This window comes from Olivibacter sp. CPCC 100613 (assembly GCF_036959255.1).
Lineage (GTDB): Bacteria > Bacteroidota > Bacteroidia > Sphingobacteriales > Sphingobacteriaceae > Olivibacter.
This window is the reverse complement of sequence record NZ_JAWMTI010000002.1, coordinates 312,353-324,474: the sequence shown is the minus strand read 5'-3', so window position 1 is coordinate 324,474 and position 12,122 is coordinate 312,353. Positions and strand designations below refer to the sequence as shown.

Genomic DNA, 12,122 nt, shown 5'->3' with positions numbered 1-12,122 from the left:
AGGGGGATGAAGTGTAGTATGAACTGGATAGAATAAATTCGAAGAAGCTAGTGCGCGTTTTCTGAATGAGGATCAGTAGCAGCCGTTTAACGTCAGCTAATTTTTACAACATGCGCAAGAAACTGAAAGTTAACGTGGATGTTCAAAAGCTAATTAGTTTAATTCGACTAACATTTACAACAGAATATTTATAATTTTAAAGCATGAAGCTTCTACATACAAAAGACGGGGTTTCCTTTGTACGCCACCGCGCATTTGCGCATCGATTCTTACTACCTATTGGTGAATATGTAAATTGGAAGCTCCAGCATGAATGGGATGATTACAACGAGCTTTACCATGCCGTAAACTTTATCGAACAGTTAAGTGCCATTGATGGCCTTTGGCTTGAACCACATACCTTGGAGAAAGAGGGCAAGCTGATGGGCGTTCTTTTCATCGTTGGCGGGATGTTGGAAAAGCTGGGAGACGCAAAAAAACTCGACGAGGGAACCCTGCTGCTGAAATATTTTCATATTGTGAGCAAGGGGAATGGTTATGGATCTTATTGGTTGCAGCGTGTTATCGTGCCGCACTATCGGGAACGTGGCTTTCGTGCGATCGCTATTAGTAGTAGTCACCCAAAATCGTTCAATTTTTATAGTAAACTTGCGCAAGAAACGGCCAGTTATTACAAAGCGAGTGATAATGGGATTTATCAGCGGCCGTGCAAATCGTTTGAGCTGAGTTTATTACCTTGATGATTTATAAGTTTTTGTAAATGAGTTCTTTCGTTCATGTTTGTAAAATTACTCAATGCGTTGAGTGATTTTACTCAATACATTGAGTAAAGCTAAATGAAATCGATATGCTCATCCCCATCATAGCAAAACGCCTTTCCTAAATGCATTTGGGGTACATCCTGTATTCTTTTTAAAGAAAAAATTGAAATTGGGCTGATCTGAAAAACCCACAGCATAGCTAATTTGTTCCAAGCTCCAGGTCGTTTGTATTAAAAATGCCTTACATTCATCCAAAAGTCTTCCTTTGATATGCGTACTCACGTTTTGACCGGTTCGTTTTTTAAGAATCCGGTAATATCCAGCTGATTCTCCCGAAGTTTTCTGCTTTCTATCGCATCTGCTCAAAACTACTGCAAAGAGGAGATTGCAAACAAAGAAATTATTACACAAGCTTTTCGCGATTGGTATAAGGGTACGGCGCACGGCCAGTGAAAACGACCCTAATTTGTCATGACTTCTTCATATAATATTTAATTGTACCGATCAGTCTAATTAGGTGTTATCTTTGTGGACCAAATGGTTCAATATAAGATGAAAAAATTAGAAAATAAGGTGGCCCTGGTTACCGGGGCCTCAAAAGGAATTGGCGCGGCGATCGCCAAAAAACTGGCTGCAGAAGGTGCTGCGGTGGTGGTTAACTATGGTGTTGCGCAAACGGATGCGGAAAAGGTAGTTACCGAAATTGTAAACAATGGGGGCAAAGCGATTGCCGTTCAAGCGGATATATCCAATGCATGTGGATCGTCTTTTCGCGGAAACGCTTAGTCAATACGGTAGTTTGGATGTGTTGGTCAATAACGCCGGGATCTATGAGTGGGCCCCCCTTGAAGCATTTACGGAAGAAAGCTTTCATCGTCAGTTTAATATCAATGTATTGGGACTAATTTTAGCATCGAAAATTGCGGTGAATAGCTTTGAAGAAAAAGGAGGAAGCATCATCAATATTGGTTCGGTCGTATCGAGTGCTACGCCTGCCGGCAGTGCTGTGTATACCGCTACTAAAAGTGCCGTTGATGGAATTACTCGGGTGTTGTCAAAAGAATTGGGGCCTCGAAATATCCGCGTAAACTCGATCAATCCGGGGGTGGTCGCTACCGAAGGTTCGCGCGCTGCTGGTTTTGTAGGAAGCGAATTCGCAGAAGCCATGGCAAATGAGACACCGCTGCGCCGTATTGGTGAGCCTGATGACATCGCAGCCGTAGCGGCATTTTTGGCATCAGACGATTCAAAATGGTTAACCGGAGAACTTGTGCTGGCGAGCGGTGGCTTGAGGTAAGGTTTTTTCTATTAAAATCGATAGCTTTGCCTTTGTTGGGCAAGGCTATTTTTTATGAGAACAAAAGACTTTGATGAGCAGGAGATATTAAAGAAGGCAATCTCCATCTTCTGGGAGAAAGGATATCATGCAACTTCTTTATATGATTTAATAGATGGGCTTGGCATCGGACGATCCAGCATTTACCATGCTTTTGGCGACAAGCATAACCTGTTTGTAAAAGCACTTGAGCAATACCAACAGGAGGCAACCGGGCGAATCCAGGCAGCATTGGAAGATGCATCTTCTGTTAAGGAGGGGATCAGAGCACTCTTGCGTATAGGGATTATGGATAGGCTGGGCAGCGAATGCCCCAAAGGATGTTTCAAAGTAAATACGGAGGTAGAGCTCGCTACCCATGATGAATTAATCAAGAAGGTACTGCGTGAGGATGAACTGCTAATTGAAGAAGCCCTGATCAAAGCTATTAAAAAAGGGCAGGAGGAGGGAGAGATCAATGTATCCAAAGAACCGACGGTGCTTGCGCATTTTTTGTGCAATACCATCACCGGGTTGCGGGTCTATTCCAAAATCAGGAGCGATCGTCCGTTTTTTGAAGGGGTCATCGAAACGGCCTTGTCTGTTTTAGATTAGTCCTTCTTTCCTATCCAGCCCAGGTGGGTATGCTTAAAATCGTCGTTAAATTTCAATCCATAGCCCAGTGCCCGATCCATCGCCGAATGCCCGAATAAAATGACACCCGCTAGGCTGAGGACTTGATTATCCATCCAGTACCCTAAAACCAACACGGCAATAGCCAAGAACTTATGATGAAAAAAATTGTAGATCCAGGCACCTAGCTGCGCGTTGACCACATAACCTAACATGGAGAAATCCGGTAGGAGCAGACAGGCAGGAAAAACCCACCAGCTGTAGTCCAGCTCACTGAACAGAAATATTGATAATAAAAATTGCCCCAGTTCTTCCAGTTTTAAAAGCTTGTTCATTTTTTATATTTACTTTTCAAAAGTAACCGATTTGTGTATTCATGTGTACAAATGTTGTCGCTGAATTTTCAATGGATGTTATTTGTCTTTCTGAACTCCGATGGATTCATCCCTCGGTATTTTTTAAATACGCGGTTCAGATGACTTTCATCAGCGAAATTAAGTTCGTAAGCAATTTCGTTTATTCGCATATCACTGTGCAACAACCTGGTCTCTACCAGTCTCAATTTATAATTGATAATATAGCTTTGTAGGGTTTCACCTGTTTGCTTTTTAAAGTAACGCCCCAAGTAATTCAGCGATATATTAAAATGACCACTGAGTTTCTCTGCTCTTAAATTTTCTTGATCAAAAATATTCTCCTGAATATAGTGCAATATTTCTAATACGGGTTCACCGGTGCTTTCTTTTATGTTCTTTGGAAGTTTCAAAGCAATATTTCTGGCCACAATAGTAATGATGGTGTTAACAATTTGTTCGGTAATACGATCGTAGTACAACTGTTGATTGATTTGTTCGTTTAAGATGCTTTCAATAAGCGATGCGATCAATGGCTTGTCCACTTTATTCTTTAAAATGCATCCCGGGCGGTGACTGGCATTCTGTAAAATATACTCCACCTTGTTTACGGTATCTTTGTCTTTGCCAACTTTTTCTTTTACAAATAATTCATTGAAACGGAGAAAAAAGAAAGTTGTTGGCGTATTAATATGAAACGAATATACATCCTGTGGGGTTAGTAAAAATAAGTTGCCTTTGCGGTAGTTAAACCTGTTTTTGTTTACTAGCTGAATGCCTGTTCCGTCTATTACATAAATTAATTCAAAAAAATTGTTACGCTTTGCATGTTTAGAAAAGCGTTGCATTTCTTTCCATTCTATTTCGTAGGGCCTGTATAGAATTTCACCTTTCATAGACGTCAAAGTACAAAAAAAATGTAAAATAGTACAAATCTAAAGGGCTGTTTCTTGAATATTTTTGTGTTATTAAATTGTAAGCAAATGAAAATTTTAATTATCGGTGCAAATGGTCATATCGGAAAAATTATTACACCCATCTTGGAACAAAGACACAAAGTAACTACAGCCGGTAGAAACAGTGGAGAAGTTTCGGTAGACATTTCTTCCAGCGCTTCCCTTGAAAATCTATTTGCACAAATAGGTGCCATTGATGCAATTGTTTGTGCTGCAGGTGATAGTGTTACGGGCGACTTATTTTCCATGACGGATGAAAAATATTTTGTCGGTTTGCAACAAAAATTATTGGCGCAAATAAATCTGGTAATTGTTGGTTTGAAACACATGAATGACAACGGCTCATTTACACTCATATCAGGTAAAATGGGTGAAAATCCTGCTAAAGGCTCATCAGGCAAAGCCGTAACAAATGGCGCTGTAAATAGCTTTGTAATAGCGGCTGCATTGGAAATGCCAAGAGGTATACGGATCAATGTGATCAGTCCTTCAAAAATCACAGATATTACTGCCGAAAATTTGATCAAAGGCTACTTAAAAAGCATTGAAACTTCGGTCAACGGAGAAATCATAAGAATTGGTTACCATTAAAAAAACAAATAGAAGTTATGAAACACTTAATTTGGGCTGCCTTTATAATGGGATTTACCGCATTGCAGGCACAAGACCTAGACTTGTCAAAAGAAATCAGAAAGCAATTTGTTGGTACATGGTCTTTGATAGCAGTAGAAAACACCAACATCGATGGAAGCAAAATACAGCCTTACGGTCAAAACCCCGTAGGTTTACTTGTGCTCACCGAAAAAGGTGATTATGCGATACAAATTTTAAAAGCCACTCGTCCAAAAGTTAAGGCAGGCGATAAGAATAAGGCTACACCGGATGAAAACAGTGCGCTGGTGCAAGGCAATAATTCGCATTTTGGCACCTATTCTGTCGAGCCCGAAAAGCACACAATTACCTTCCATGTGCAGCACGCTTTTTATCCTAACTGGGAGGGCATTGCACAGGTGCGTTCTTACAAACTTGAAGACAATATGCTGCGTTATGTTGTGACCAATACAACGAATGGAGGAGCTGTTACTGCAACCGTGGTTTGGAAGAAAAATCCTGCCCATTGATGCTCGCACTTTTCACCTAAGCGCGCAGACAAAAAGGACCGTATTTATGAACGCAATAAAGAGCCTTCGAGAGGATCAATCGCTGTTTTTTACCACAACGGCTTCATAATCAGAAAGCGTGGGTACCGTGAAGCGTAATCTACCATCTTTCCAGGCGAAATCCAGGGGTTGATTCGCTTTTAACAAGCGGATCTCACTTGGTTTTTCGGCTAAGACAATGTCAACGTTTATACCGTGTAAATCACTCGGTTTAAAATAGCTGTTGCCACTGAAGCCCGTTAAATTGATCAGGTGCAAAATATGCCCGTCGGCCTGAAAATTGACCGAACGATTTGTACGATCGTTAAGTGCATATTGCTTCCATATCAGCTCTACACGTTCGGGAGCATCGGTTTTTAACAGATTTTGGGCTTCTGGGTAGATTGCCGATAGGGTGTTTAGAAATAGCGCTTTGTGTTGCTCATAGCCTTTCAGGTAATAGTGACGTCCGATAGCGGGTGTAAGAAGGGCATGCTTGTTTTTACCGATCCCGTTGATGACGAGCGCTTGATGGCCGATGGGTTCATGCCCACCTACAATTTCAGGTGGACCGGGCCGACCTTTGCCGAGGATGGGCAGGTAGCTGCTAAGCGATGGATCGAAGGTGTAAAGCGCCATCGGATAGGCTAAATGAATCATTTGTTGACCGCCCAACGTTCGAAAAACGGAGGTATCATCAACTTGCAGGTAGTTGCCCGCACTTTCCTGATTTGCTGCTACTAAAGAGGCCCCAAATTGTGCTTTCAGAAAGGAGGGATGCTGCACAAAAGCGGCTCCGGTTGCTAATAGTCGGACGCCGTTTTTTGCTGCAATCGACAGGGCTTTTATATCCAGGCTATCCAAAGAAGGGATGCCGGGAATAATGATAACTTCATATTGCGCAAGCCTGTCTGATTGTGCATGCGGGCGATGGTATTCCATTATGTCAAAAGGAATATGGGCCTCTTTCAGCATCAGCTGGATGCCCCGGTATTCTTCTCCTTCGATGCCATGGGCCCATAACCCGGGGGAGAGTACCAATACGTTGGCGAGCGACTGATAGTTTCCGTAATAGGCCTCATGTGTTTTATGGAACCCGTAAATTGAACGAATAACGGGAAAGTTGCGCGGATCGGTATTACGGTTGAATTCCCCCATCATGCTGATATCTAATCCGGATCCATTGGCCATGTTCTCATATAACCTGATGCGAACCTCTTCGGGCCCTACGCTGTTGAAGCGCGATTGAAAGGAAATCTGCTGAATGGATGCATTGCTGATAATGTGCGATGGGTAGGAGCCCATGGCATTGCTGACATTGTCAGATGCATTGTAAGGCCAATAGGGCAGGCTGGTATTGCTTTGCGATTCATGACGGATAATGTCTACATATTGATCGGTATAGGTGCAAATGGCGATGGCGGGATTCTTGGTTTTGACCAATGTATGTAATTTCTCTGCCCAGTCGTCTAATGTCATCTGTTTGAAGGCCTGGTATCTTTTAAACAGCGGATCCTCGGCATCTTCCTTCTCGGGTAAATCCATACCACCACTGAATGCTTTAAAGCGTTGCTGATCGTAAGGATTGTGATCGATGCCGTAGTATTTCCCAATATAGGCATTATTGGTTTGGTAGCCCGGCATGTTCAGGAAGATACCATCGATTGGATAGCGATCGATGATTTCACGGACGATTTCAAATGATTTTTCCTGGACATAAGGCGCATTGATAGAAACTACGTAAATATCATCGTTAACCATACGTTCGCCTTTGGCAGATAGATAGCACCAATCTGGATGCTGTTCAAAAATAGATTTATGAAGCCGGCTGAAATCTACGCGTACAATAACACGTATACCTTGCTCGTGGCAACGATAAATGATATCACTCAACAGACTGTCGGCGGCATAGGGGTTTCGGTAATGATAGGGAAGAGCAGTAGGATAAAAAGCCATGATGCCGCCGGCGTTGATGATCAGCGTGTTAGCCGATGCGGCCACTAGCTGTTCTACAAAGGCCTTCGGTTCGATATGTTCGGCGGTAAAAGCGGGGAGATTTGTCTGGATAACCCGCAGGTTGTTGCGTCTCCACCAAGCGGTATCTTCAACTTGACCTAACAGCAGATGAGGGGCTATAAATAATAATACAAGGATAAAATGATAGGACTTATTTAAGATCTTTATGGATATGCTCATCATAATTGGTTTACGGGGCTATGCTATATTTAGTCGTTGCCCTTGGATGTCGATTGATAAAGTTAATAAATTTGAAGGTCTTTGTTTATTTATTTCCTCGTTTTTCAAGATATTACTCATCGAGATGAGCGCTAGCCCGAAGGTGAGTCAAATCATTAAATACTGACGGAGGTAGCGAGCTGTTGCACTCGTTTTATTTTTCAACAGCTGCTGTACCGTTCCTTCAAACACAATTTCACCACCGTATTTCCCGGCACCGGGTCCGATATCAATGATCCAGTCTGCTTGTGCAATAATATCAAGGTTATGCTCGATGACAATAAGTGTATTGTTTTGATCAACCAAGTTGTTCAGAAAAGCCAGCAGCTTTTGTGTATCGTTGGGATGTAAACCTGTGCTGGGTTCATCCAAAATAAGGATATGGCCTGAACCGTTTAGCTCTTTGGTCAATTTTAGTCTTTGTCTTTCCCCGCCGGAGAATGTATCCAGTCGCTGGCCGAGCGTCAGGTATTCCAATCCCAACTGAATTAACAAATTGAAAGCCTTCGAAAACAAGGTCTCCGGGAAAAATGAGCGGGCATCGGTAATGGTTAACTTCATGACATCGGCAATGTTCAGCGCATGATAAGTATATTGCAAAACCGCTGGATCGTATCCTGAACCGCCGCATATCTCACAAGTTTGTTCTATATCGTCTATGAAAGCAAGATCAATTTTCTCTACCCCCAAGCCTTTGCAGTTTTTGCAGGCTCCTTCGCTGTTCCTGCTAAATAGCTTTTCCGATACTTGATTTGCCTCAGCGAAAAGCTTTCTAACGGTATCCGACAAATGAAGGTAGGTCAACACATTGGACCGAATGCTAGTTACAAAAGCAGATTGATCGATAACCGTAGCTTGCGGATAAAAATTCGGAAGTACACCATGAATCAAGGTGCTTTTTCCAGAACCTGCAACACCTGTAACGACCGTCAATAGCCCCTTGGGTATGCGTACAGAAACATTTTTTAAATTGTTTTTGGTGGCATGTTCAATGTCCATGTATCTCCTTGCCGGGCGTGGATTTTTATTGAAAGAGGGACGCTGTGCAAAATAACGTCCGGTTTTTCCCGGCGATTGCTTGAGATCGGCAAAGCTGCCCTGATAAATGATTTCACCACCGTTTTTACCCGATCCAGGTCCCATATCCACCACCTGATCGGCAATTTTGATCAAATCGGGATCATGTTCTACGATCAGAACGGTGTTTCCTTTATCCTTTATCCGATGGATAATCGAAGCAATATGCTGAACATCTTTTGGATGTAAACCAATACTGGGTTCATCAAAAATATAAAGTAAATCAACCAAGCTGCTTCCGAGGTATTTGACCATTTTAATCCGTTGCGACTCGCCGCCGGATAGCGTATCTGTTCGTCGGTCCAAGGTCAGATATTGTAAGCCGATATCACGGATATTCTCCAATTTTTTTGCTATTTCCTGAAGAATTACGGTATAGGTTTCGGATTGTATACTGTCAATAAAAGGCAATAACTCATCAACAGCCATAGCGGTGCATTCAGCTATGTTTTTCCCATTTATTTTGCAAGAAAGTACTTTCTTGTTCAATCGCTGCCCTTTACAGGACGGACAGATTTGGGTGCTTATCACTTGTTTTAAGGCATTTTTACGTGTATGGTATTCCTTGGCATCTTTTCGTAAAAAGGCTTGCTCTATCCGCGGAATCACACCCTCATATTTAACGGTTTTCCCCCAATTCTTGTCGGGGTGCGGAGGCTTGTGTTCGCTAGCGTAAAGGAGAATATTCCACTCGTCTTCGCTATAGTCTTTTAATTTTTTATTGTTATCAAAATAGCCGGCATATACATAGCGTGTCCAACGCCAGCCGCCCGGCTGAAAGGTCGGGAACAAAATGGCCCCTTCGTTCAATGACTTCTCTTTATCAATAAGCGTTGACACATTGACGGTCTGGACAAAACCTAAACCCTCACATTGTAGACACATCCCTTGTGGATTGTTAAACGAAAATACCGTGGAGTAACCTACAAAGGGTTCACCCATCCGCGAAAATAACAACCTTAAAGGTGCGTATACGTCGGTCGCGGTGCCAACGGTAGAGCGTGCATTGCCTCCTAATTTTTTTTGATTGATAATGACGGGAACATTGAGATTTTCAATCCGGTCTACATCTGCCACGCCATAGTGCTGTAAGCGGTTTCGGACAAAACTGTTCTGCGTTTCGTTAATTTGCCGTTGGGCTTCGGCACCGATGGTTTCAAATACCAAAGAGGATTTGCCCGAACCGGATACACCTGTAAACACGGTGATGCTTTTTTTTGGAATCTCAAGGGAAATGTTTTTAAGGTTGTTCTGACGCGCATGAATGATTTTGATCGAAGACATCTTTTTTTATTAACTTTGTTAATAGTTAACTAAGTTAATCAATTTTTGTTTTTATGACAAAAGATCAAGAGCGGTTTTTTGAGGTTTTTACAGATTTCCAGTGCTATATATTGGCCAATATGAACAAAGGTGATTTTAATGGGATCACAGCGACGCACTATAATTTGGTGGAGTATATATACCGCAAGGGAAAGATGACGGGCAAAAAACTGGCGGTAGAATTTGGGATCAGTGCACCGGCCATATCCCGGCAGGTAAAATTTTTGGTGGAGAATGATCTCCTATCGCAGGTACAAAGTGAGGAAGATCGACGGATTTTCTACCTGAAAGCTACCGATAAAGGAAAACTGCTCATAGATGCTTCGGAGAGTTTCCGTGGACAGGTTACCAAACAGGCAAGTACCATCCTAACGAAAAAGGAGCTGCAAGATTTAGCACGCTTATTGGGAAAAGTACTGACCCAAATAAAATTGGGATAGCGGCGTCAACGTTTCTTTTTCTACCAAAGATGTGAAGCAACGAGAGGCTTTAAAGCAGGCTAAAAAGGGTTAAGTGTATGATATGAATTGGATAATCCATTGATATCTGCAAAAAGATAAAAAGAATATCTTAGCAAGCTAAGCACATAGCAGTATGAACAAGAAACTTCGTAGTCAAGACTGGTTTGGAAAAAAAGGAAAGGATGGGTTTATTTACCGGGCGTGGATGAAAAACCAGGGCATTCCGGCGGATGAATTTAAGGGGAAGCCTATTATCGGAATTTGTAATACATGGTCTGAGTTAACACCTTGTAATGCCCACTTTCGCGAACTGGCGGAATCCGTAAAAAGAGGTATTATCGAAGCGGGCGGTTTTCCGCTTGAATTTCCCGTCATGTCTTTGGGCGAAACATTGATCAAGCCAACGGCCATGTTGTACCGAAACTTGGTGAGTATGGATGTAGAAGAATCTATTCGCGCTAACCCATTGGATGGCGTCGTTCTAATGTGCGGTTGTGATAAAACAACACCAGCCTTGGTGATGGGGGCCTGTAGTGTGAACATTCCAACATTGGTTGTATCGGGTGGGGCCATGTTGACGGGGAAATACCAGGGCCGGAGCATCGGTACAAGTGATATATGGCGGTTTTCAGAAAGCTTGCGTTCGGGAATTATGACGGAAGAAGAATTAAACTTGGCGGAGGCAGGGATGTGTCGAAGTAGGGGGCATTGTGCGGTAGTGGGAACTGCATCTTCCATGGCTTGCATGGTAGAGGCGCTGGGTCTTTCCTTACCGGAGAATGCCGCTATCCCGGCAGTCGACGCCAACCGAAAGGTGCTTGCCCAGCTATCGGGACGACGTATTGTGGATATGGTGCGGGAAGATTTGAAGCCCGCGGATATTTTAACAAGGCAGGCATTTGAGAACGCCATTAAAGTAAATGCGGCTATTGGTGGTTCCACCAATTTTGTTATTCATTTGTTGGCCATCGCCGGGAGGGTAGGTGTTCCTTTGCAATTGGATGATTTCGATCGGTTAGCAGTTGATATTCCCTTGCTTGCCAATCTGCAACCGTCCGGCCAATACTTTATGGATGATTTGTATGATGCAGGAGGGCTCCCCGCCGTGATGCGCGAAATGCTGGATGCGCTGCATGGCGCTTGTATAACAGTCAATGGAAAAACCTTGGCCGAAAACATTCAGAAAGCCACAGCACTCAATAAATCAGTAATTGCTTCCTTTGCGGAACCCTTTAAGAAAAATGCGGGTTTTGCAGTACTGAGGGGCAATTTATGCGAGGCGGGTGCTCTTATTAAACCAGCTGCGGCCAACCCGCTGCTCATGCAGCATACTGGGAAAGCGGTTGTATTTGAGAATATTGAAGATTATAAACAACGGATTGATGATGATGATCTGCCGGTTGATGCGACGAGTGTATTGGTGTTGAAAAATGTTGGACCAAAAGGGTATCCCGGTATGCCGGAAGTCGGTAATATGGGGCTTCCCAAAAAAATATTAGCGCAGGGCGTAACAGATATGGTTCGTATTTCCGATGGCCGGATGAGTGGAACCGGTTTCGGCACTGTCGTATTGCACGTATCACCGGAAACGGCAGCTAATGGAACCCTTGCACTGGTAAGGGATGGCGATTTGATTCAACTGGACGTGGCCGCTCGACAGTTAAATTTATTGGTAGATGCGGATGAATTAGATCGACGTAGAGCACTGTTATCTGATCCTGTGAATACTTTTTCAAGAGGTTATAATCGCCTGTTTGTAACGCATGTAGAGCAGGCGCATCTTGGAATGGATTTTGATTTTTTAAAAGGATCCTCTGGTAGCGAAGTGCTGAGAGACTCCCATTAATTGTACAGGATATAAACCGATCG

At 43.0% G+C, this 12,122-nt stretch carries 13 protein-coding genes; 8 read left to right on the top strand and 5 right to left on the bottom strand.

Annotation, left to right across the window (positions count from 1 at the left end; translation table 11 throughout):
* The first annotated feature begins 203 nt into the window (after positions 1–203).
* A complete protein-coding gene (locus RYH73_RS07760) occupies positions 204–740 on the top strand; it encodes a hypothetical protein (RefSeq protein ID WP_335312852.1) in 537 nt (178 codons plus the stop codon).
* A gap of 120 nt (positions 741–860) precedes the next feature.
* Here RYH73_RS07760 and RYH73_RS07755 read toward each other — a convergent pair whose 3' ends face one another.
* Positions 861–1,205 (bottom strand): helix-turn-helix domain-containing protein, encoded by a 345-nt coding sequence (locus RYH73_RS07755; protein ID WP_335312851.1) that lies wholly within the window; start codon positions 1,203–1,205, stop codon positions 861–863.
* Positions 1,206–1,313: 108 nt separating this feature from the next.
* On the opposite strand from RYH73_RS07755, the gene RYH73_RS07750 reads away from it, so the two are divergent.
* The 3 genes from RYH73_RS07750 to RYH73_RS07740 are packed head-to-tail and all read left to right on the top strand — an operon-like array spanning position 1,314 to position 2,691.
* A complete protein-coding gene (locus tag RYH73_RS07750; RefSeq protein WP_335312850.1) occupies positions 1,314–1,547 on the top strand; it encodes an SDR family NAD(P)-dependent oxidoreductase in 234 nt (77 codons plus the stop codon).
* On the top strand, positions 1,519–2,058 hold the full coding sequence (locus RYH73_RS07745; protein WP_335312849.1) for an SDR family NAD(P)-dependent oxidoreductase: 540 nt from the start codon (positions 1,519–1,521) through the stop codon (positions 2,056–2,058). The genes RYH73_RS07750 and RYH73_RS07745 overlap by 29 nt, the downstream gene beginning before the upstream one ends.
* 54 nt (positions 2,059–2,112) lie before the next feature.
* Complete coding sequence (locus tag RYH73_RS07740) at positions 2,113–2,691, top strand: TetR/AcrR family transcriptional regulator (RefSeq protein ID WP_335312848.1); 579 nt, start codon at positions 2,113–2,115, stop codon at positions 2,689–2,691.
* Here RYH73_RS07740 and RYH73_RS07735 read toward each other — a convergent pair.
* Positions 2,688–3,044 (bottom strand): DUF4260 domain-containing protein, encoded by a 357-nt coding sequence (locus RYH73_RS07735; protein ID WP_335312847.1) that lies wholly within the window; start codon positions 3,042–3,044, stop codon positions 2,688–2,690. The two genes, RYH73_RS07740 and RYH73_RS07735, sit on opposite strands and share 4 nt — an antisense overlap.
* 68 nt (positions 3,045–3,112) lie before the next feature.
* Entirely contained in the window at positions 3,113–3,958 is an 846-nt protein-coding gene (locus tag RYH73_RS07730) for an AraC family transcriptional regulator (RefSeq protein WP_335312846.1), read from the bottom strand.
* An 87-nt stretch (positions 3,959–4,045) separates the two neighbouring features.
* Here RYH73_RS07730 and RYH73_RS07725 point away from each other — a divergent pair, with 87 nt between their 5' ends.
* Positions 4,046–4,609 (top strand): short chain dehydrogenase, encoded by a 564-nt coding sequence (locus RYH73_RS07725; RefSeq protein WP_335312845.1) that lies wholly within the window; start codon positions 4,046–4,048, stop codon positions 4,607–4,609.
* A 17-nt stretch (positions 4,610–4,626) separates the two neighbouring features.
* Positions 4,627–5,139, top strand: a complete 513-nt coding sequence (locus RYH73_RS07720; protein ID WP_335312844.1) for a lipocalin-like domain-containing protein — start codon at positions 4,627–4,629, stop codon at positions 5,137–5,139.
* A 75-nt stretch (positions 5,140–5,214) separates the two neighbouring features.
* On the opposite strand, the gene RYH73_RS07715 is transcribed toward RYH73_RS07720, so the two are convergent.
* Together RYH73_RS07715 and RYH73_RS07710 are read right to left on the bottom strand one after the other, a co-directional pair.
* On the bottom strand, positions 5,215–7,356 hold the full coding sequence (locus RYH73_RS07715; RefSeq protein ID WP_335312843.1) for an alpha-amylase family protein: 2,142 nt from the start codon (positions 7,354–7,356) through the stop codon (positions 5,215–5,217).
* 144 nt (positions 7,357–7,500) lie between these two features.
* Entirely contained in the window at positions 7,501–9,753 is a 2,253-nt protein-coding gene (locus RYH73_RS07710; RefSeq protein ID WP_335312842.1) for an excinuclease ABC subunit UvrA, read from the bottom strand.
* A gap of 53 nt (positions 9,754–9,806) precedes the next feature.
* Between RYH73_RS07710 and RYH73_RS07705 the strand changes: the two genes are divergently transcribed.
* Both RYH73_RS07705 and RYH73_RS07700 read left to right on the top strand, forming a co-directional pair.
* Positions 9,807–10,232: a MarR family winged helix-turn-helix transcriptional regulator gene (locus RYH73_RS07705; protein WP_335312841.1), complete on the top strand. Its 426-nt coding sequence runs from the start codon at positions 9,807–9,809 to the stop codon at positions 10,230–10,232.
* A 154-nt stretch (positions 10,233–10,386) separates the two neighbouring features.
* Positions 10,387–12,099 carry an IlvD/Edd family dehydratase gene (locus RYH73_RS07700; protein ID WP_335312840.1) on the top strand — a complete coding sequence of 571 codons (1,713 nt, stop codon included), beginning with the start codon at positions 10,387–10,389 and terminating at the stop codon, positions 12,097–12,099.
* Positions 12,100–12,122: the final 23 nt, after the last annotated feature.